Genomic DNA, 20,130 nt, shown 5'->3' with positions numbered 1-20,130 from the left:
GGTTGCTGTCGGTGCTTGAAAATCCGTTCAGTAGATCAATGCATCGCCGCCCCGGTGGCCTTCACCTCGGACGCTGCAGTACCGCGCCGGGCGTCCTGGCCCAGGCCGGCATCCTCGCCGATAAAGTCGGCGCAGCGGCTGCCCAGCATCATCGCCGGGGCGGTGGTGTTGCCGGCGGGTATATCGGGCACCGCGGACATGTCGCAGACCCTCAGCCCGCGCACCCCACGAACCCGCAGTCGCGCATCGAGCACCGCCATGGGGTCGTCATCGGCCCCCATGGCCGCAGTACCGGCCGGGTGGTAGTTGGTCTTGACGAAGCGTCGGCAGTGTTCGAGCAGCTCATCGTCGCTGGCGCCGCTTCCGGCGAAGGGCAAGGCCACACCGTGCAGGTTTTCCTTGAGCGGTGACTGTTCGAAGGCGCGCAGAAAGAACTTCTGCCCGTCCACCATCGCCTGCATATCGTCGGGATGGCCGAGCAGGTTGGGCGACACCCGCGGCATGTCGCCGGGGTCGGCCGAGCGCAGGCAAACGCTGCCTCTGGCCTTGGGCTTGACCACCACGGTGGTCACCGTCAGGCCGTAGTCGTCCTTGAGCGCGTTCCGGGTATCCCGGTCCAGATAGACGATGGGTACGCAGAAGGCCTGGATGGTCGGTGCCGCCTGAGGATCGACGGGATTGACGAAGGCGCCCGCCTCGACCCCGGCCGAGGTCACCGGGCCACTGCCGAACAGCTTGAACTGGAGCCCGTTGGCCAGCATCCGCCAGCCGACGCCCTGGCGATAGTAGCCACACGGGGTCCTGGCGTAGGCGGTGATCGGCACCTCGGGATGGTCGATCAGGTTCTGCCCCACCCCCGGCAGGTCCGCCTTTACCGCAATGTCGTGTTGCGCCAACTGCTCGGCCGGCCCGATACCCGAGAGCATCAGAAGCTTCGGGGTCACCAGCGCACCCGCCGCCAGGATCACCTCGCCGTGCGCGCGCACCCGGTGCACCTTGCCCTTGCGGTCGCGGTACTCGACGCCCACGGCGCGTCCGTCTTCGACCAGCACCTGCTGGACCTCACAGTCGAGCGCGACCTCGAGCCCCGGGTGCTCGCGCAGCGGCTCCACGTAGGCGTAGGCGGCAGAGCAGCGCTTGCCCGCCCGATTCATGAACTGATAGAAGCCGACCCCGGTCTGACGCTCGCCATTGAAGTCGCCGTTGTAGGGCAGCCCCGCCGCCTGGGCGGCCTGGATAAACCAGCGCGAGGCCACATCCACATGACCGGGATCAGAGACCTTGAGTGGCCCGCCGCGCCCATGGTGTTCATTGACCAGACGGTCGTTGTCCTCCATCCGGCGAAAGTGCTCGAGCACCCCTTGCCAGGACCAGTCGGCCCTCGCCGCGTTGCCGGCGAGTCGCCGATCCCAGTCGTCGTAGTCCTCGGGCCGCCCGCGCATGTAGACCTGGGCATTGACCGAGGTACCGCCGCCGAGCACGTGACCCTGGGGAATGTCGTGGACCCGTCCCCCCAGATGAGCCTGCGGCTCGGTCTGGTGATAGCGCATGAACTTCGAGCCATTGATCATCTTGAAGATGCCCGGGGGCATGTCGAGCAGCGGGTGGTGGTGGGACGAGCCCGCCTCCAAAAGCAGCACCCTGGCACCCTGCTCGCGCACCAGGCGGGCGGCTACCACGCACCCGGCGGCCCCGCCCCCGACAACAATATGATCGACGTCGCTCACTCGTTCTCTCCTGCAAAGAAAGTGCTGCGCACGAACTCCCATGAGGCCTCGAGGTGATCGACCAGGGCACGCTCCGCCGCGTCGGGATCACGCATCAGGATGGCCTCGTAGATCGCCTGGTGGGCCAGGAAGTTGTCGTGATTGCGCTGCTCGCTGCGTGGCATCCGGCTCCACTGGGGCGCCAGCCACTCGACAAAGCCGGCGTGAATGGCCGGATAAGCCGGGTTGCCCGAGATGGTGTAAAGCACCCGGTGAAAGGCCACATCGGTGGCGTAGAAGCGCTCGGAATCGCAGATCGCCGCCTGGTTGTCGTCCAGTGCATCCTTCAGCCGCTTGAGGTCGTCCTTGCCCGCCCCGGTGGCGGCGTCCCGCACCAGCACCCGCTCGAACAACACCCGTACCTGGTAGAGGTCATGTACGCCTCGGGAGTTATCGAGCAGGTGCTTGATAACGCCTCCCGCCGCCTGCATCGCCGAACTCGCATCCGGGCGACAGACGATCGGGCGATAGCGCGGACGACTCTTCAAGAATCCCTTGGCGGTGAGCGCGGTGATCGCCTCACGAATCACCGTGCGACTGGCGCCGTACTGCTCCATCAGCGCCCGCTCAGCGGGCAACGGACGGCCTTCCTCCAGCTCGCCGGCAACGATGGAGCGCTCAATATCCAGAGTGATCGAGTCCGCACTGCGTCCGCTCATACAATACCTCGTTTATCGTCATACCAAACTAATCATTAAATTCTCGACCAACAACTACAACCAATGGCTAATATCGCCATAACAATCCATAAAATCTCTATATTTCATAAACTTGAGGCAAATATAGACAATGGTCGTAGCACCTTACGCTTGCCAGCCACCTCGACCATCAACAGTATATGGTCGTACCAAACGTCATTTCAGCGTTATCCAACAGACGTTCTGATCACCCCAACGTTGTTCTGGCGTTATCCAATCATCGTTCTGGCCTTACCCAACAGAGGACGCCCCATGGATTTCCAACAGTTCGGTGCCACCCCCCTGGAAGGCCGCATGTGGGTCGATGGTAGCTGGTTTGAGCATGCCGGCTCCCACGCCATCGAGGTGGACAACCCGGCCAGCGAGGCGCTGCTTGGCCAGGTCCCCGCCGGTGACGCCGCCGCCGTGGACGCCGCCGTCGCCGCGGCCACCAGAGCTCAATCCGACTGGGCCAGGCGACCGGCCAACGAGCGTGGCAAGCTGCTGACCCGCTGGGCCGAGGAGATCGATCGCCATCTCGAACCCTTCGCCCGGCTGATTGCCCTGGAGCAGGGCAAACCCCTGTCCCAGGCTCGCGGCGAGGTCGGCGCCTGCAGCGAATTTCTGCGCTACAGCGCCCAGTGGGCCAGACGCATCGAAGGCGACATTCTGCCCTCGGACAATCGCCACGAGGAAATTCAGATTCGCTCGCTGCCGCTCGGGGTGGTCGCCGGACTGACCGCCTGGAACTATCCGGCGGCCCTGGCCACGCGCAAGGCCGGCCCCGCCCTGGTGGCGGGCAACACCTTTATCCTGCTGAGTCACGAGATCACCCCCTTCGCCGGACTTTACCTGGCGGCGCTGTCCGAGCGCGCCGGGTTTCCGCCCGGCGTCTTCAACGTGGTGACCGGCCAGGGGCCTGTGGTGGGCCAGGCGCTGGTGGAGCATCCCGACACCGATCTGATCACCATGACCGGCAGCACCCGGGCGGGGCGACAGATCTTTCGCAGCGCCGCCGAGGAACTCAAGATCGTGCGGCTGGAGCTCGGCGGCAAGGCGCCGTTCATCGTGATGGAAGACGCCGACGTCGACGCCGCGGTGAAGGCCGCCGTCACCGCGCGCTATACCAACTGCGGCCAGATCTGCACCTGCAGCGAGCGTATCTACCTGCATCGCCAGATCGCCGACGAGTTCATCGACAAGTTCATCGCCGCCTCGCGCGCACTGAGCATCGGCAATCCGCTGGATGACCCCGACATGGGCCCCAAGGTCAGCCGTGGCGAACGCGACAAGGTCGCCGCCATGGTCCAGCGCGGTATCGCCCAGGGCGACCGCGTGCTGCTCGAAGGCGGCCCGCTCGACTCAGGCGACTACGCCAAGGGCTACTGGATCGCCCCGACCATCGTCGAGACCCGGGACAATCGCTCTCCGCTGATCGACGACGAGGTGTTCGGACCGGTGGTGCCGATCCAGCGGGTCGACGACTTCGAGCAGGCCCTGGCCTTCGCCAACGACACCTCCTACGGCCTTTCGGCCTATGTCTTCACCCGCGACCTCAAGCGGCTGATGCGGCTACCCTCGGAGCTGCGCTTCGGCGAGATCTACTTCAATCGCGCCAACGGCGAGCAGGTCCACGCCTATCACTCGGGCTGGGGCCACTCCGGCGTCGGCGGCGAGGACGGCAAGTACGGTTTTTCCGCCTACTTCAAGAAGCAGACGATGTACGTCAACTGGGGCGATTGAACGCCCCCTCCCTGCAGCACGGAGCACTGCCGATGCGGTGCTCTTTTGACAACAAGCACAATAGCCCAGGAGAAACGATGCCTTCGACCCACCACTCCCCGACTGCCCGTCACCCCCGCGCCCGCCGCCTGGCGGGGCTTGCCACCGCCGCCCTGCTGGGACTTTCCGCCATGCCCGGCTGGGCCCAGCAGTTGCCGCCGCTGGAACAGAAGGACAGCTACCGGGTGGGCTTCGCCCAGATGGAAAGCAACAACCCCTGGCGCATCGCCGAGACCCAGTCGTTTCGTGATATCGCCCCCGAGTGCAACTGGCAGCTGACGGTGACCGACGCGGCCGGTTCCGCCGCCAAGCAGGTCGCCGACGTGGACAGCATGATCGCCCAGGGCGTCGATGCGATCTTCCTGCCCCCGCGCGAGGAAAAGGCGCTGATCCCGGCGGTGATGAAGGCCCGTGCGGCAGGCATCCCGGTGTTCCTGGTCGACCGTATCGTCGATGACGAGGTCGCCAAGGCCGGTGAGCACTACGTCAGCTTCCTCGGCTCCGACTTCATCGAGCAGGGGCGCATCGCCGCCCAGTGGCTGGTCGATAACTTCGAAGGCGATCAGGCCCACATCATCGAGCTCGAGGGCACCACCGGCGCCTCCTCGGCCAATGACCGCAAGGAAGGCTTCGATGCGGTCATCGCCGAACAGGACAACATGGAGATCATCGCCTCCCAGTCCGGCGACTTCGCCCGCGATACCGGTCGCCAGGTGATGGAGACGCTGCTTCAGGCCCATCCTGAGGTCAACGTGGTCTACGCCCACAACGACGAGATGATCATCGGTGCCATCCAGGCGCTGGAACTGGCCGGACGCACTCCAGGCGAGGACGTGCTGCTGGTCTCCATCGACGGCACCCGCGACGCCCTGCAGGCGATCCTCGACGGCAAGCTCGGGGTCAGCGTGGAGTCGTCGCCGCGCTTTGGTCCGATGGCCTGCGACGTGCTCAACCGCTACGCCGCCGGCGAGACCATCGAGCCCTGGGTGCGCGTCGAGGACCGTGTCTTCACCCAAGACAACGCCGCCGAGCATATCGACGACGCCTATTGAGCCACGCCGGTTGATCCCGACCTGACATTCCAACCAGGTACCACGTCATGACAGCGCTTATCGACATGCGCGACATCCACAAGCGGTTTGGAGGTACCGTCGCCCTCGACGGCGCCTCACTCACGATCGCGCCAGGTGAGGTGCACGCCCTGATCGGCCAGAACGGGGCGGGCAAGTCCACCCTGATCAAGGTCCTGACCGGGGTCTACACACCGACCAGCGGCCAGATCCTGCTCGACGGCGAGCCTGTGGCCTTCTCCGGCCCGCGCCGGGCGCAGCAGGCTGGCGTTGCCACCATCTACCAGGAGCTCAACCTGGTGCCGCTGCGCTCGGTCACCGAGAACATGATGATGGGCTTCGAGCCCCTTCACTGGTGGGGCGGGATCGACTGGCCCCAGGCCCATCGACGGGCCCGCACGGTGCTGGAGGAGCTGGGGCTGGACATCGACGTCCGCCGTCCGCTCAGCGAGTACTCCACCGCCATCCAGCAGCTGGTGGCCATCGGCCGAGCGGTGTCCCAGCAGGTCAGGCTGGTGATCATGGACGAGCCGACCAGCTCGCTGGACGAACGCGAGGTCCAGCGGCTGTTCGAGGTCATCCGGCTGCTCAAGTCCCAGGGCACCTCGGTGCTGTTCGTCTCGCACTTCCTCGAGGAGCTCTACGCGGTGTGCGACTGCGCCACCATCATGCGAAACGGCGCCACGGTGGAGCAGCGCACGCTCAGCGAGACACCGCGCCTGGAGCTGGTGGCCTCCATGCTTGGCCGCAAGGCCTCGGACATCCAGGCAAGCGGCACCACCAGCTTTCGCGAGATGGAACTCGACACCGACGAGACGCTGCTCGAGGTCGAGTCCCTGGCCACCGACAAGGGCCTGCGAGGCGCCTCGCTGGAGGTGCATCAGGGCGAGATGGTCGGCCTCGGAGGTCTGCTCGGGGCCGGTCGCAGCGAGCTTGCCCGCGCCCTGTTCGGGCTCGATCGCAGCACCCGGGGCAGCATGCGGCTTGCCGGCCAGCGCTACGCCCCCCGCCACAGCCGCGACGCCATCGCCGCGGGGGTGGCGCTGCTCAGCGAAGATCGCAAGGTCGAGGGCATCATCCCCGAGATGAGCGTGCGCGAGAACATGACCCTGCCCCTGCTCGGCACGCTGAGCCGTCGCGGCGTCATCCAAAGGCGACGCGAGCGCGAACTCGCCGCGCACTATATCGAGGCACTCAAGATCAAGACCGCCTCCATGGAACAACCCATCGGCCAGCTGTCCGGCGGCAACCAGCAGAAGGTACTGCTGGCGCGGTGGCTGGCGACCCAGCCGCGACTGCTGATCCTCGACGAGCCGACCCGTGGCGTCGATATCGGCGCCAAGCGCGAGATCCAGCGCATCGTCCAGGACTATCAGGCCCAGGGCGGCGCGGTGCTGATGATCAGCTCGGAATTCGAAGAACTCGCCGAGGGCGCCCAGCGGGTGGTGATCATGCACGAAGGCCACTCGACCCGGGTGCTCGACAACCCCGGGCTCAGCGAAGACGCCCTGGTCACCGCCATCGCCACCGCCCAGCACGACCGAGCCGACGGCGCGGCGCGTGACGACGAGAGATCCCCCGCTACCGCCACCGACCACCAGGAGACCGCACCATGACGTCGCTCCACTCCTCCCGTCAGGCGACGCCCCGGTCGGCCAGCCCGCGATGGCGCCAGGCCATGCCGGTGAATCCCCGCAGCCTGGCGCTGCTCGTCGCCCTGCTGGCACTGATCCTGTTCAATGTCGCGATCACCCCCAACTTTCTCGAGTGGCAGACGCTGTCGGTCAACGTCTCCCAGGTGTCGACCATCGCCATCGTCGCCATCGGCATGACCCTGGTCATCGCCACCGGTGGCATCGACCTGTCGGTGGGCGCGGTGATGGCCCTGGCCGGCGCCCTGGCGCCGCTGATCTTTCTGTCGGAGTTCGGCCAGCAGGCGCCGCTGGCGATGACCCTGGTGGCCATCGTCGTGGCCCTGGCGGTCGCCGTGGCCTGTGGGCTGTTCAACGGCGTGCTGGTCAGTCGCTTCGGCGTGCAGCCGATCATCGCCACCCTGGTGCTGTTCATCTCCGGCCGCGGTCTGGCCCAGGTGCTGACCAACGGCAACCTGCAGACCTTCGACAATCCCGCCTTCGAGTTCCTCGGCGCCGGTCGGCTACTCGGCCTGCCCTTCCAGGGCTGGCTGGTGGTGGTCATCGCCCTGGTGGTGGCCTGGGTCATCGCCCGCACCCGTTACGGCCGCTACCTGCTGGCCACCGGCGGCAACCCCCAGGCGGCACGCATGGCCGGGGTCCCGGTGACCCGCGTCAAGCTCGCGGCCTACACCAGCTGTGCTCTGCTCGCCGGCCTCGCCGGGCTGATCACCGTGGCCATCAATTCCGCCTCGGACGCAGCCAAGAACGGCAACCTGATGGAGCTCGACGCCATCGCCGCGGCGGTGGTCGGCGGCGCCCTGCTCAAGGGCGGCAAGGCCCCCATCGCCGGGGTCATCCTCGGCGCCGCGATCATTCAGCTGGTGCGCTATACCCTGCTCGCCAATGGCGTCGCCGACGAGGTGGCGCTGGTGGTGAAGGCCGCCATCATCGTGCTGGCGGTGTACCTCCAGACGCCCAGAGGAGCCCACTGACATGACCACCGTCTCCTGGCGCCAGCGCCTTGCCGACAATGGCCAGGCCACCGGGGTCTGCGTGATCCTGCTGGCACTGGTCTGCCTCGGCCTGATCCGCTACGACAATTTCGGCAGCGCCTACAATCTTTCGTCCTTTCTCAACTACAACGCCATGTTCGTGCTGATCAGCCTGGGCATGTGCCTGGTGATCATCACCGGTGGCATCGACCTGTCGGTGGGCACGGTGGCGGCGCTGTCCTCGGTCACCGCCGCCTACGTCAGCCCCTACGGCCTGGTCCCGGCGCTCCTGGCGGGGCTCGCCACCGGACTGGCGGCGGGTCTGGTCAATGCCGTGATGATCACGCGTCTGCATATCCCTCCCTTTATCGCCACCCTGGCGAGCCTGCTGGCGGCCAAGGGCACCGCCCTGATCATCAGTGGCAACCAGACGGTGCCGGTGGACTGGGCCAGCGGCTTTACCCGACTGGGGATGGAGTCGATCGGCGGCCTGATGCCCTGGAGCTTCGCCATCACCCTGGTGGTCGGCGCCGGTCTCTGGTGGCTGCTGGAACAACGCCCCATCGGCCGCACCATGCTCGCGGTGGGCGACAACGAGGAAGCCGCCCACCTGATGGGCCTGCCCGCACGCAAGGCCAAGACCCTGGCCTACCTGATCAGTGGCGGTTGTGCGGGGCTCGCCGGGGTCTTTCTGGCCTCGGGCTTCGGCGCCGGCCAGCCGCTGGAGGGACTAGGCTGGGAGTTGACCGCCATCGCCGCCGTCGTCGTCGGCGGCACCCTGCTGACCGGCGGCAAGGGGTCGCTGGTGGCGACGCTGATCGGCGCCTTGATGCTCGGTCTGATCTTCAACCTTTTGAACTTCGAAAACGGACTCGGCACCTTCAACCTCAGCGCCTACTGGCAGATGGTCATCCGCGGCGCCTTTCTCTTCGTCGTGATCGCGATCCAGGTGCAGATCACGCGCACACGCAACACAGGATAATCCTCCCATGTCGACGATCACCTCCATCGAGCTCGACCTCTACCGACTGCCGCTGAGCGAGCCCATGGGCGATGCCAAGCATGGCGTGCACACCGACTTCGAGGTCGTGACCGCCACCGTCACCACCGCGGATGGCCACAGCGGTACCGGCTACACCTATACCGGCGGGCGCGGCGGAAACGCCATCCTGGCACTGCTCGAGCACGACCTGGCGCCGATGCTGCTGGGGCGTGACGCCGGTGACATCGCCGGCTGCTACGACGACATGCTATGGCATATCCACTACGTGGGCCGCGGCGGCATCGCCGCCTTCGCCATCTCTGCGCTGGATATCGCGCTGTGGGACCTCAAGGGCCGCCGCCTCGGCCAGCCGCTATGGCAGATGGCCGGCGGCCAGGGCCGCCAGTGCCAGGCCTACTTCGGCGGCATCGACCTCAACTTCTCCCTCGAGCGGCTGCTAGCCAACGTTCAGGGCTACCTCGACCAGGGCGCCGAGGCCATCAAGATCAAGGTCGGCCGCCCGACCCTTGCCGAGGATGTCGAGCGGGTGGCACGGGTGCGTGAGCTGATCGGCCCCGAGCGTCCCTTCATGGTGGATGCCAACTACGCACTGAGCGTCGATGGCGCCATCGAGGCCGCCAGGGCCTTCTCGCCCTACGACATCACCTGGTTCGAGGAACCCACCCTTCCCGACGACTACCAGGGCTATGCCCAAATCGCCGAGGCGACCGGCATGCCCCTGGCCATGGGCGAGAACCTGCACACCGCTCACGAATTTGGCTACGCCTTCGAACAAGCGCGGCTATCCTTCATCCAGCCCGACGCCTCCAACTGCGGCGGTATCAGCGGCTGGCTCGATGTCGCCCGCCAGAGCCGCCACTACTGCCTGCCCATCTGCAGCCACGGCATGCAGGAGTTGCACGTAAGCCTGGTGTCGGCCCAGCCCAACGCCGGCTGGATGGAGATCCACTCCTTCCCCATCGATCACTACACCCGACGTCCGCTGGTCCTCGACCAGGGTCGCGCGGTGGCCCCGGACATCCCCGGCATCGGGGTCGAGTTCGACCGCGACCGGATGGCCCCCCATCGCACCGGCGGTGCACGGCTCGGCAGCGACAGCGGTGCCGAGCGCCAGCAGCACAGCGCCTGAATTCTCCCTCTTCACAACGCCCCGACGACACGAGGAACCCCCATGGAAGCACTGGTCTATACCGGCCCCCGCCAGGTCGAGGTCACCGACGTACCGGAGCCCGCCGAGCGGGCCGGCGCCGTCAAGGTTCGCATGCTCTACTGCGGTGTCTGCGGCACCGACATCGGTATCTACTCGGGCAAGCACCCGCGAGCCCAGGCGCCCCTGGTGCTGGGCCACGAATTCGTCGGCCGAGTGGAGCAGACGCCGCCGGACTCGCGCTTCGCGGTGGGCGACCGGGTGGTGGCCTACCCGCTGATCTCCTGCGGTGACTGCCACCCCTGTCGCAACGGCACCCCGCATGTCTGCGCCAACCTGCGGCTGATCGGCATCGATCGTGACGGAGGCATGACCGACCATCAGTGGATCGACGAAAGCGTGCTGTTCAAGGTGCCGGACAGCCTGTCCGATGAGGTGGCGGCGCTGGTGGAGCCCCTGGCGGTGGTGGTCAGGACCCTGCACCAGGCACGCTTTGCGCTGCTCGACAGCGCAGTGGTGATGGGCGCCGGCCCCATCGGCCTGTTGACCGCCATCGTGCTGCGCCACTCAGGCGCCTCCCGGGTGATCGTCTCCGACGTCGACGAAGGCCGCCTGGGGCTTTGTCGCCAGCTCGGCTTCGATACCGTGGACGTGCGCAGCGAGAGCCTGGTCGAGCGGGTGGCCAGCGCCACCGGCGGCGACGGCGCCGACGCCGTGTTCGAGTGCTCCGGCGTCGAGAGCGCAGCGCTGGAGATGACCAAGGTAGTGCGCGTCGGTGGCATCATCTGCCTGACCGCCACCCACAAGGCGGCCCACGCGGTCAATCTGATCGACGTGAACTTCAAGGAGCTGACCCTGATCGGCTCCCGGGTCTATACCCACAAGCAGTTCGGCGACGCCCTGACTCTGGCCGACACCCTGGCCGATGAACTGCGCCAGACCATCACCCAGGTGGTGCCGCTGTCCGACGCGGCCGGTGTCTTCGAGATGATCGCCACGCCCTCCCTCAACACCGTCAAGGTTCTGGTGGACTGCCAATCATGAAGCTGTTCGATCTACACGGCCGCAAGGCCATCGTCACCGGCGGAACCCGGGGCCTCGGCCTCGGCATGGCCGAAGCCCTGCTCGAGGCAGGCGCCGAGGTCGTCATCCTGGGCTCTTCGGACAAGGTCCATGAGGTCGCCTCGGGCCTGTCCACGTCGACCAGCGCCTGTCATGGCGTGGTCGTCGATCTGGCTAGCCGCCAGCAGCGCAGCGAGGGCTTCGACGCTGCCCTTGCCAAGCTCGGCGGTCGCCTCGACATCCTGGTCAACGCCGCCGGCGTCCAGCGCCGCCACCCTTCCGAGCACTTCCCCGCCGATGACTGGGAGGCGGTGCTCGAGGTCAACCTGACGGCGGTGTTCGAGCTGTGTCAGCTCGCCGCCCGGCATATGCTCGAGCGCGACGTCGAAGGGCCCGACGGCCAGGGCAAGATCATCAATATCGCCTCGCTGCTGTCGTTCTTCGGTGGCATGACGGTGCCGGCCTACGCTGCCAGCAAGGGCGGCGTGATGCAGCTGACCAAGGCCCTGGCCAACGAATGGGCGGCCAGGGGCATCAACGTCAACGCCATCGCCCCTGGCTACATGGCCACCGACATGAATAGCGCTCTGCTGGCCGACGAGGGTCGCAACGCCGAGATCACCGCACGCATTCCCGCCGGGCGCTGGGGCAATGGCGACGACATGAAAGGACCGCTGCTGTTTCTGGCCTCCCCTGCCTCGGACTATGTCCACGGTGTCACCCTGCCCGTCGATGGCGGCTACCTCGGCCGCTGACAGGAGACTTGCATGAAGATCGTCTTTACCGACCTCGATCACGCCAACCACGACGTGGAAACCGAGATCTTCAAGCGCGCGGGCTTCGATGTCCCGCTGCTTGAATGCCAAAGCGAAGATGCGCTGATCGAACAGCTTCAGGGCGTCGATATCGCCCTGAACCAGTACGCCCCCTTCACCCGCCGGGTGTTTAAGGCCCTGCCCGATCTCAAGCAGATCGTGCGCTACGGGGTCGGCGTCAACAACGTCGACCTCGAGGCCGCCAGCGCCGCCGGGGTCCAGGTCTGCAACGTCCCGGACTACGGCATGCACGAGGTCTCCGATCACGCCCTGGCGCTGAGCTTGGCGCTGATTCGCAAGCTGGTGCCGATGAACGCCGGCTGCCAGGCCGGACGCTGGGAATACGCCGACGCCATGCCGATCCGACGCCAGACCCGGATGACCGCCGGGGTGGTCGGCCTGGGTCGCATCGGCCGGCTCTACGCCCGCAAGATGGCGGCGCTGGGCTTCAATGTCATCGCCCACGACCGCTACCATCAGCCCAACGCCGAAGACGGCACCGACCAGCTTCGCTGCCTGGAACTCGATGAGTTGTTCCGGGAGGCCGACGTGATCGGGCTGTTCTGCCCCTTGACCGAGGAAACCCGCCATCTGGTGGACGCCGCGGCGCTGGAACGGATGAAGGACTCGGCCTATCTGATCAACACCTCTCGTGGCGGCATCATCGACGAGACGGCCCTGGCCCAGGCCCTGAAGGAAGGCAGGCTTGCCGGCGCCGCCCTGGACACCACCGAGCAGGAACCCTTGCCCGCCGAAAGCCAGCTCAGGGGCATCGACAACTGCCTGATCACCCCGCACATGGCCTGGTATTCAGAAGACGCCGCGCAAGAGCTCAAGCGCAAGGTGGCCGAAGAAGCGGTGCGCTTCGCCAGCGGCGAGAAGGTGCTGTGGCCAGTGAACCGACTGCCTGCCTGAAGGCCTCGCCGGCCACCGAAAAGCCTGCCTGGAGAGAACGCGTGGAGAGAACACGTGGAGTGAACGCCCGGAGACCGCTCCGGGCGCCTTCGGCGTCGTCCGAAAAGTCGACGAGCGAAGGTTAGACAAGGCAAAAATCGGTGCGACAGCGCAGTTTACGGGGTGTAAACGAGCATGTTGACCGGACTGACGCACCAGCCGATTTTTAACGCCGTGTTACCGAGCGCAGGCACTTTCTCAGACAAGCCCTAGTAGTCGACCCCGGTCATCACCCATACCACCCGCGTCTCGATATCGCCGGGGTTGCGGATAAGGTGGGGCTGGTCGCCGGTGATGGAGAAGCTGTCGCCCGCCTCCAGCAGATGGCATTGATCACCGATGGTGAGTTCGAGCTGCCCGGCTTCGACGTAGCCGGCCTCTTCGCCCTTACGCTGCCTGGGCACCTCACCGCCACTGCCGCCTGGTTCCAGCCGCGTCATGATCAGAATCAACTGGCCGCTGAGACGCGGCGACAGCAGCTCTTCACGGACGCCGATGCCTGAAAATTCCATGGACCGGCGGCCGGAGGCGCGCACGATCACGTCCCGCTCGTGCTCGGGCACGTCATTGTCGGCCTCGAAGAACCAGCTCACCCGCACCCCCAGCGCCTCGCTGATCGCCTGCAGCACGCCGATGGGCAGCGACGACGCGCCCCGCTCGACCTGGCTCAGATAGCCCACCGAGCGGTTGACCCGTTCGGCAAGCTCGGCCAGCGTCATCTGACGCGCCTTGCGCAGATCGCGGATCTGCTGACCGAGCCGCAGGGCGTCCTGACCCTCGCGGGTATCCCGGGTGGCCTCCTTGCTGGCGTCCTTGCTGGCGTCCTTGCTGGCGTCCTTCGTCCTGGCCATCGCTTTTCCCATCATTATTGGCGTGGACCTAGACTACCAGAGGCTCGACCGGGGGCTAAGGCATCGCACGGCGACTAAGGCGTCAACTGGGGTCAAAGGCGGGACGCTGCTTGCGAAACGCCTGCTTGCGGGTGATCTTGCCATCTCGCACGCTGAACAGATCGACCCCGTCCGCCTCGACTCGCTTGCCGTCTGGCTGGGTGGCGACGAAGGTCGACTCGGAGACGATACGCTCGCCGCCAGCGCCTGGCCCATCGCTGCCACCGTCGGCGACGCCGGCCATGACAAAGTAGTGCCTGCCGTTGATCCACTGCACGTCAGGCATGGTGCCCCAGGTGTTCTCGAAGGCCGCCTTGACGGCCTCCCAGCCCTCTATGCGGGTGCCATGGGCCTGGTCCCCGGCGACGGTATCGAAGACGATATCGTCGGTAAAATAGCTCATCACCGCGTCGATATCGTGGGCGTTGAAGGCCGCGAAGAGGCGATTGAGCGTCTCGTTTGTCATTGTCGTCATGGGGTGTGTCTCCTGTCGGGACATGTTGGCCGCTGTGTGTAGCGGTCGTTGCGAGTCACGGTTGTGCGTAGCAGTTGTCGTGAATCGTGGTGGTGAGAAGAGGACGCCCGGCCTAGGCGGCGCCCGCCATTGCCATGGCTATCGCAGGCTGTCGAGCACCTGGAAGTACCGGTAAAGGGCACGCTGGCCCAGACGACGCACCGGCCTCAGCAGGTGCCCGGGCAAGGGCGAATTGAAGATCGGCAGGTCGGCCTCCTTGAGCGATTCGCCGGCGATCAGCGCCGCCATCTTTTTTGAGGCGTAGGCAGAAAATGCCACGCCATTGCCGCTGTATCCCTGGGCGTAGAAGATGCTGCTGCCGGGGTCCGGCTGCACGATCCTCGGCATCATGTCGTGGGAGATATCCATCCAGCCGTGGGAAAACCAGGGCGTCTCGATACCGGCGATGGCCGGGAACTTTCGTGCGATGGCATCGTGGACCACCTTGAGGTGTCGCGGGTTCTGGGCGTCGGCACCGCTGATCGCGCTACGGGTGCCGATCTGCAGGCGCCTTTCCGGCAGAAAGCGATAGTAGTAGCGCAGCTTGCGGGTATCGGTGGTCAGCACAGTGGAACGAAAGCCGCAGGCCTCGACCTCGTCGTCGGTCAAGGTCCGGGTCCACACCGAGTTGGCCATGATCGGCATATTGCGATAGGCCGTGACCCGGTGCAGCTGGGGGCTGGTATAACCCGCGGTGGCGATGCCCACGGCACGCGCCCGCACCACACCCCCCGGGGTCCTGAGGTGATGCACCCCACCCTCGGTGGTCCAGCCCTCGACGGGGCTTGCGGTGTGAATCCTGGCTCCGAGCCGCCGTGCCACCCGGGCGTAGCCGTAGGCCAGCTTGAGCGGCTGAACGGCGATTCCCACCGGCTCCAGCATGGCGCCCTGGGCCTCCTGGTCGCCGATGTAACCCTCGAGCACGTCATCACGACCGAGCACCCGAGTCGGGTAGCCCAGCAGCCGATTGCACAGCCGTGACTCCTCCTTGAGCCCATCGAGTGCCTTGGCGCTGTGAGCGATCAACAGGTTGCCGTGGTTCTGGGGCTCGCAGTCGATCTCGGGGTCCTCGGCCATCGACTGGAATACCTCGAAGCCCTCGAGGCTATTGGCGTGAAGACGCCGGGCGACGTCCTGGCCCCAGCGCTTCACCCACTGGCTGCGACTCAGGCGGCCCCAGGCGAGATGCCCCTGGCCGCCATTGCGGCTGGTGCACCCCCAGCCGATCTGGTTGGCCTCCAGCACGGTCGCCTTGATGCCGTACTCGCGCGCCAGAAAGAGCGCGGTGGCAAGGCCTGTAAAACCAGCGCCGATCAGCACCACGTCGACGTCCATGTCGCGATCCACCGGGCCGTCGTCCTGCGGTGGAGGCCCGGCGTGATGGCGCCAGTAGCTCGGCGCGTAGTCCCGCCCGACACCGGGAGTGGCGTCTTTCAACGGGTCATAGCTGGGGTCGAACGGCGTGAGTACTGACATCAGACACTCCTCCTCGATGGTTGGCGGCAAAGGACGACGACACGGGGTTCAAGCTCGATCATCACTATGCCTCTCGCCATTGGCTCCCTGGCGGCCGATCTTGTAAGGCACCATGCCTCGGTAGAAGACGCCGATCCTGTCGTTGTGCACACCGCCTTTCTTGGCGGACTTGAGCATCCGGTAGACCGACACCATGTAGGCGATACCCACCACAAAGAACGGAGCACCGACCACGATGGCGAGGCTTCTGATCGCGTCGAAGCCACCGGTCAACTGGAACATGATGCCGGTGAACCCGATCACCACGCCCCACAGCAGGCGCATCGACACCTTGGGGTTTTCATCGCCGTTGGAGACCTGCATGGCGGCAAAGAAGGACGCCGAATCGGAGGTCGTCACCGCGAAGATGACGATATTGAAAAGCACCCCCAGACTCAGCCACCAGCCACCCGGCATGCTCTCGAGCAGGGCATAGATCCCCGACTCGGGCTTTTGCTGCACGCCTTCCCATAGAGGCGCGATACCGGTGACCTCGACGTAGCCGGCGGAGCCTCCCCAGATGCTGAACCAGCCGATTGCCAGCAGCATGGGCACCAGGATCACGCCGACGATGAACTCGCGCAGGGTCCGGCCGCGGGAAATCCGCGCGATGAAGCCGCCGCAGAAAGGGATGTAGGAGATGTACCAGAGCCAGTAGAACACGACCCACCAACCGAGCCATTCACGCTGCTCGAAGTTGCCGGCATCGCTCCAGAACTGCAGCGCAAAGACCTCGCCGAAATAGTCGCCGACCTGCTGGGTGGCAAGGTTCAGCAGATATTGAGTGGGCGCATGGCCGAAGAACAGCAGCGCCAGCAGAATCGCCCCAGCCATCACCATATTGGCCTGGCTCAGCACCTTGATGCCACGCTCGACGCCGGTGGCTGCGGAAATCACGTAGGCCACGATCACCACGATCATCACCAGGGCCTGGCCAACGGGACCAAGGTCCCATCCGAACAAGGTCGCCAGACCGTAGTTGATGGAGGCCACCCCGAGCCCGATCATGGTGGCATTGCCGCCGATGGTGCCGATGATCCCCAGGGCATTGGCCAGGCGCCCCCAGACACTGGTGTTGCAGCGCTCTCCCAGGATGCCATAGAGACCGGTGGCCACCGTCAGCGGCAGGCCCAGGCGGTAGGCCGGAAAGGCGATCGCCCAGGCGGCGATGGCAAATACCGCCCAGCCATGCATGCCCCAGTCCAGCAAGGTCAGCTGGACGGCCTTGGCGACCCCGGCGGCTTCTCCCGTCGCCCCCATGTCGATGACGTGGGAGGACTGATAGAGGTGGGTCAACGGCTCGGCCACGCTGAAGAACACAAAGCCGATGCCAAAGCCGCAGCTGAACAGCATCGAGATCCAGGCGCCGTAGGAGAACTCCGGCACCTCATCGTCGGCGCCAAGCTTCAGATCACCATAGGGGCTGATCACCAGGTAGAGACAGAACAGCAGCGCGCCCCCCATCCCCAGCAGAAAGCCCCAGCCGAAGTTGAAGATCAGAAAGTCGCGGGTCGAGGACAACACCTGACCGGTCAGGGTCGGAAAGAACAGCGCGCAAGCCATGATCAAGCCGTAGATCAGCAGCACAGGCCAGAACAGCGAGCGATCATACTGGCCGAAGATGCGGCTGACCGGTCCCGCTGGCGGATGGCTTTCGACATTCGTTATCGATTGTTGGGTCATCGAAAACTCCTTGGTGGATGACACCCGAAGGCGGTGACACGCCGCCAAGCCGCAACCCCGGCCCCCGCGACAACGCCGCCGACTTCGAGCAATAGCTGGCGTAAAACGCTTTGACTTCACAATAATGAAAAATAGCATCTATTTTTTCATCAACAAGAAACTAAGCGGATTTATTTTAAGAATATCGACCAAAGTTCTAGCCTGGCGTCGATCACTCAGATGCCATCCAGCGCGCCAGGAAAGCGGCCCGTTTACCGGAACATCACCACCTTGGAGAGACAGGGGCGTCTGTCCCCAAGCGTTGTACGAAGCGCAGACGAAAACGCCCCCGACGAAGTCCGTCGGGGGCGTTGGTATTGAAGGCCGTCACAGGGCCTGGCCGTTACACCGGCGCCGGTGGCTGGGCTGATCAGCTCTGGGCTTTGGCCAGCTGAGCCCTGCGCGCGTGCAGTTTCTTGTAGCTCTCGATCAGGCGCTGGTGCTTTTCCAGCCCTTCGAGCGCCATGCTGGTCGGGGTAAGGCCGGGGAAGCGCAACTCGCCGCTGACCACACCGACCACGCTGTCCATGGTCTCGTCCCCGAACATGCGGCGCAGGTTGTAGAGGAAGTCGTCGAGCTCTAGCTCGTCGTCCAGGGTGATCTCCAGCACCGCCCGCACCGCCTGGTAGTAAAGGCCACGCTCGACGGTGTTGTCGTTGTACTGCAGGAACATCTCGACCCGATCCAGCGCCTCCTCGTGCTGGCCGAGCGCCAGGTGAAGCATCAGCTTGAGCTCGAGGATCGTCAGCTGGCCCCACACGGTGTTCTCGTCGAACTCGATACCGATCAGGGTGATGATGTCCATGTGCTCGTCGATCTGGCTCTCTTCCAGCCGCTCGAGCAGATCAGCGAGCCGGTCGTCGTCGAGACGATGCAGATTGAGGATGTCCTCGCGGTAGTCCAGCGCCATGTTGGTGTTGTCCCACACCAGGTCCTCGACCGGATAGACCTCGGAATAGCCCGGCACCAGGATGCGGCAGACCGGCGCGCCCAGGTCCTCGTGGACCATCATGTAGGCTTCCTTGCCCATCTCCTCGAGGATGCCGAACAGGGTCGCTGCCTCCTCGTCGTTGCTGCCGGAGAAGTCCCACTCGACAAACTCGACGTCGGGCCTGGCGCTGAAGAAGCGCCAGGACACCAGCCCGGAGGAGTCGATGAAGTGCTCGACAAAGTTGTTGGGCTCGGTCACCGCCAGCGAGTTGAAGGTGGGCGGCATGAAGTCATTGAGGCCCTCGAAGCTGCGCCCCTGCATCAGCTCGGTCAGGCTGCGCTCGATGGCGACCTCGAAGCTCGGGTGGGCACCGAAGGAGGCGAACACGCCGCCGGTCTTGGGGTTCATCAGGGTCACGCAGGCCACCGGGAACTGGCCGCCGAGGGAGGCATCCTTGACCAGCACCGGGAAGCCCTGGGCCTCCAGCGCCTTCACCCCTTCGACGATGTCCGGATACTTCGCCAGCACCTCCTCGGGCACGTCTGGCAGGGCCAGCTCCTGCTCGAGGATCTGGCGCTTCACACCGCGCTCGAATATCTCCGACAGGCACTGCACCTGGGCCTCGGCCAGGGTGTTGCCGGCGCTCATGCCGTTGGACAGGTAGAGGTTCTCGATCAGGTTGGAGGGGAAGTAGATCACCTCGCCATCGGACTGACGCACAAAGGGCAGCGCGACGATGCCGCGCTCGACATTGCCGGAGTTGGTGTCGATCAGGTGGGAGCCCTGAAGCTCGCCGTCGGGATCGAAGATCTCCAGGCAGTAGTCGTCGAGGATGCCCTTGGGCAGCTCGTCGTTGGGCCCGGGCTTGAACCACTTCTCGCAGGGGTAGTGGACAAACTCGCTCGAGGCGATCTCCTGGCCGAAGAACTGATCGTTGTAGAAGAAGTTGCAGCTCAGGCGCTCGATGAACTCGCCCAGCGCCGAGCACAGCGCGCTCTCCTTGGTCGAGCCCTTGCCGTTGGTGAAGCACATGGGCGAGGCGGCGTCGCGGATGTGCAGTGACCAGACGTGGGGCACGATGTTGCGCCAGGAGGCGATCTCGACCTTCATGCCGAGTTCGGCAAGCATCCCGGTCATGTTGGCGATGGTCTGCTCCAGCGGCAGGTCCTTGCCCTCGATCCAGGTGCGCTGGCCCTCTTCCGGCTCCGCCATCAGCAGCGCCTGGGCGTCCTCGTCGAGGTTCTCCACCGTCTCGATCTGGAACTCGGGGCCCGTCTGCACCACCTTCTTCACGGTGCAGCGCTCGATGGAGCGCAGGATGCCCTGGCGATCCTTGTCGGACAGGTCCTCGGGCAGCTCCACCTGGATCTTGAAGATCTGGTTGTAGCGGTTTTCCGGGTCGACGATGTTGTTCTGCGACAGCCGGATATTTTCGGTGGGGATATCCCGGGCGACGCAGTAGACCTTGACGAAGTAGGCGGCACACAGGGCAGACGACGCCAGGAAATAGTCGAAGGGGCTCGGCGCCGAGCCGTCACCCTTGTAGCGGATGGGCTGGTCGGTAACGACGGTAAAGTCGTCGAACTTGGCCTCGAGCCTCAGGTTGTCGAGAAAATTGACCTTGATTTCCATGGAGTCAGCACCGGAGTAATGGGT

The 20,130-nt window shown here is 65.3% G+C and carries 16 protein-coding genes; 9 read left to right on the top strand and 7 right to left on the bottom strand.

The genetic code is table 11. The features are described 5' to 3' along the window. Window positions 1-35 precede the first annotated feature (35 nt). Together NFG57_RS06460 and NFG57_RS06455 are read right to left on the bottom strand one after the other, a co-directional pair. Window positions 36-1,727 (bottom strand): GMC family oxidoreductase N-terminal domain-containing protein, encoded by a 1,692-nt coding sequence (locus NFG57_RS06460; RefSeq protein ID WP_348815706.1) that lies wholly within the window; start codon window positions 1,725-1,727, stop codon window positions 36-38. Then, a complete protein-coding gene (locus NFG57_RS06455) occupies window positions 1,724-2,425 on the bottom strand; it encodes an FCD domain-containing protein (RefSeq protein ID WP_108131711.1) in 702 nt (233 codons plus the stop codon). Before NFG57_RS06455 ends, NFG57_RS06460 begins: the two co-directional genes overlap by 4 nt. A 291-nt stretch (window positions 2,426-2,716) precedes the next feature. Between NFG57_RS06455 and NFG57_RS06450 the strand changes: the two genes are divergently transcribed. The 9 genes from NFG57_RS06450 (at window position 2,717) to NFG57_RS06410 (ending at window position 12,863) form a co-directional block, all read left to right on the top strand. Next, window positions 2,717-4,186: an aldehyde dehydrogenase family protein gene (locus NFG57_RS06450; protein WP_348815704.1), complete on the top strand. Its 1,470-nt coding sequence runs from the start codon at window positions 2,717-2,719 to the stop codon at window positions 4,184-4,186. 77 nt (window positions 4,187-4,263) lie between these two features. Next, window positions 4,264-5,277 carry an ABC transporter substrate-binding protein gene (locus tag NFG57_RS06445; RefSeq protein ID WP_124802272.1) on the top strand — a complete coding sequence of 338 codons (1,014 nt, stop codon included), beginning with the start codon at window positions 4,264-4,266 and terminating at the stop codon, window positions 5,275-5,277. 47 nt (window positions 5,278-5,324) lie between these two features. Then, complete coding sequence (locus NFG57_RS06440) at window positions 5,325-6,911, top strand: sugar ABC transporter ATP-binding protein (RefSeq protein ID WP_348815703.1); 1,587 nt, start codon at window positions 5,325-5,327, stop codon at window positions 6,909-6,911. Beyond that, window positions 6,908-7,921: an ABC transporter permease gene (locus tag NFG57_RS06435; protein ID WP_197037066.1), complete on the top strand. Its 1,014-nt coding sequence runs from the start codon at window positions 6,908-6,910 to the stop codon at window positions 7,919-7,921. Before NFG57_RS06440 ends, NFG57_RS06435 begins: the two co-directional genes overlap by 4 nt. Before the next feature lies 1 nt (window position 7,922). Then, window positions 7,923-8,903 (top strand): ABC transporter permease, encoded by a 981-nt coding sequence (locus NFG57_RS06430; RefSeq protein ID WP_348815702.1) that lies wholly within the window; start codon window positions 7,923-7,925, stop codon window positions 8,901-8,903. A gap of 7 nt (window positions 8,904-8,910) precedes the next feature. Then, on the top strand, window positions 8,911-10,053 hold the full coding sequence (locus NFG57_RS06425; RefSeq protein ID WP_348815700.1) for a mandelate racemase/muconate lactonizing enzyme family protein: 1,143 nt from the start codon (window positions 8,911-8,913) through the stop codon (window positions 10,051-10,053). A 42-nt stretch (window positions 10,054-10,095) separates the two neighbouring features. Then, complete coding sequence (locus tag NFG57_RS06420) at window positions 10,096-11,115, top strand: alcohol dehydrogenase catalytic domain-containing protein (RefSeq protein WP_348815699.1); 1,020 nt, start codon at window positions 10,096-10,098, stop codon at window positions 11,113-11,115. Beyond that, window positions 11,112-11,888 carry an SDR family NAD(P)-dependent oxidoreductase gene (locus NFG57_RS06415; RefSeq protein WP_045995141.1) on the top strand — a complete coding sequence of 259 codons (777 nt, stop codon included), beginning with the start codon at window positions 11,112-11,114 and terminating at the stop codon, window positions 11,886-11,888. The genes NFG57_RS06420 and NFG57_RS06415 overlap by 4 nt, the downstream gene beginning before the upstream one ends. Before the next feature lie 12 nt (window positions 11,889-11,900). Next, window positions 11,901-12,863 (top strand): C-terminal binding protein, encoded by a 963-nt coding sequence (locus NFG57_RS06410; protein WP_348815698.1) that lies wholly within the window; start codon window positions 11,901-11,903, stop codon window positions 12,861-12,863. Window positions 12,864-13,111: 248 nt separating this feature from the next. Here the strand turns inward: NFG57_RS06410 and NFG57_RS06405 are convergent, their stop codons facing one another. The 5 genes from NFG57_RS06405 to NFG57_RS06385 form a co-directional block, all read right to left on the bottom strand. Further along, complete coding sequence (locus NFG57_RS06405) at window positions 13,112-13,753, bottom strand: XRE family transcriptional regulator (protein ID WP_348815696.1); 642 nt, start codon at window positions 13,751-13,753, stop codon at window positions 13,112-13,114. An 82-nt stretch (window positions 13,754-13,835) separates the two neighbouring features. After that, window positions 13,836-14,267, bottom strand: coding sequence for a nuclear transport factor 2 family protein (locus tag NFG57_RS06400; RefSeq protein WP_348815695.1), 432 nt, complete (start codon window positions 14,265-14,267; stop codon window positions 13,836-13,838). A gap of 138 nt (window positions 14,268-14,405) precedes the next feature. Continuing rightward, the gene (locus NFG57_RS06395) at window positions 14,406-15,782 is read right to left on the bottom strand and encodes an FAD-dependent oxidoreductase (protein WP_348815694.1); all 1,377 of its coding nucleotides are present in this window, start codon (window positions 15,780-15,782) and stop codon (window positions 14,406-14,408) included. A gap of 48 nt (window positions 15,783-15,830) precedes the next feature. After that, complete coding sequence (locus NFG57_RS06390) at window positions 15,831-17,504, bottom strand: BCCT family transporter (protein WP_052704185.1); 1,674 nt, start codon at window positions 17,502-17,504, stop codon at window positions 15,831-15,833. Between the two features lie 409 nt (window positions 17,505-17,913). Beyond that, the gene (locus NFG57_RS06385) at window positions 17,914-20,106 is read right to left on the bottom strand and encodes an OsmC domain/YcaO domain-containing protein (protein WP_348815693.1); all 2,193 of its coding nucleotides are present in this window, start codon (window positions 20,104-20,106) and stop codon (window positions 17,914-17,916) included. Between the last annotated feature and the right edge of the window lie 24 nt (window positions 20,107-20,130).

It is taken from the genome of Halomonas sp. H10-59 (genome assembly GCF_040070555.1).
GTDB lineage: Bacteria > Pseudomonadota > Gammaproteobacteria > Pseudomonadales > Halomonadaceae > Halomonas > Halomonas litopenaei.
This window is presented reverse-complemented; position numbering and strand designations above follow the sequence as displayed.

Coding starts and splice junctions, on each gene's coding strand:
- NFG57_RS06455 (WP_108131711.1), bottom strand. CDS start 2,425: ATGAGCGGACGCAGTGCGGACTCGATCACTCTGGATATTGAGCGCTCC.
- NFG57_RS06450 (WP_348815704.1), top strand. CDS start 2,717: ATGGATTTCCAACAGTTCGGTGCCACCCCCCTGGAAGGCCGCATGTGG.
- NFG57_RS06445 (WP_124802272.1), top strand. CDS start 4,264: ATGCCTTCGACCCACCACTCCCCGACTGCCCGTCACCCCCGCGCCCGC.
- NFG57_RS06440 (WP_348815703.1), top strand. CDS start 5,325: ATGACAGCGCTTATCGACATGCGCGACATCCACAAGCGGTTTGGAGGT.
- NFG57_RS06435 (WP_197037066.1), top strand. CDS start 6,908: ATGACGTCGCTCCACTCCTCCCGTCAGGCGACGCCCCGGTCGGCCAGC.
- NFG57_RS06430 (WP_348815702.1), top strand. CDS start 7,923: ATGACCACCGTCTCCTGGCGCCAGCGCCTTGCCGACAATGGCCAGGCC.
- NFG57_RS06425 (WP_348815700.1), top strand. CDS start 8,911: ATGTCGACGATCACCTCCATCGAGCTCGACCTCTACCGACTGCCGCTG.
- NFG57_RS06420 (WP_348815699.1), top strand. CDS start 10,096: ATGGAAGCACTGGTCTATACCGGCCCCCGCCAGGTCGAGGTCACCGAC.
- NFG57_RS06415 (WP_045995141.1), top strand. CDS start 11,112: ATGAAGCTGTTCGATCTACACGGCCGCAAGGCCATCGTCACCGGCGGA.
- NFG57_RS06410 (WP_348815698.1), top strand. CDS start 11,901: ATGAAGATCGTCTTTACCGACCTCGATCACGCCAACCACGACGTGGAA.
- NFG57_RS06405 (WP_348815696.1), bottom strand. CDS start 13,753: ATGGCCAGGACGAAGGACGCCAGCAAGGACGCCAGCAAGGACGCCAGC.
- NFG57_RS06400 (WP_348815695.1), bottom strand. CDS start 14,267: ATGACGACAATGACAAACGAGACGCTCAATCGCCTCTTCGCGGCCTTC.
- NFG57_RS06395 (WP_348815694.1), bottom strand. CDS start 15,782: ATGTCAGTACTCACGCCGTTCGACCCCAGCTATGACCCGTTGAAAGAC.
- NFG57_RS06390 (WP_052704185.1), bottom strand. CDS start 17,504: ATGACCCAACAATCGATAACGAATGTCGAAAGCCATCCGCCAGCGGGA.
- NFG57_RS06385 (WP_348815693.1), bottom strand. CDS start 20,106: ATGGAAATCAAGGTCAATTTTCTCGACAACCTGAGGCTCGAGGCCAAG.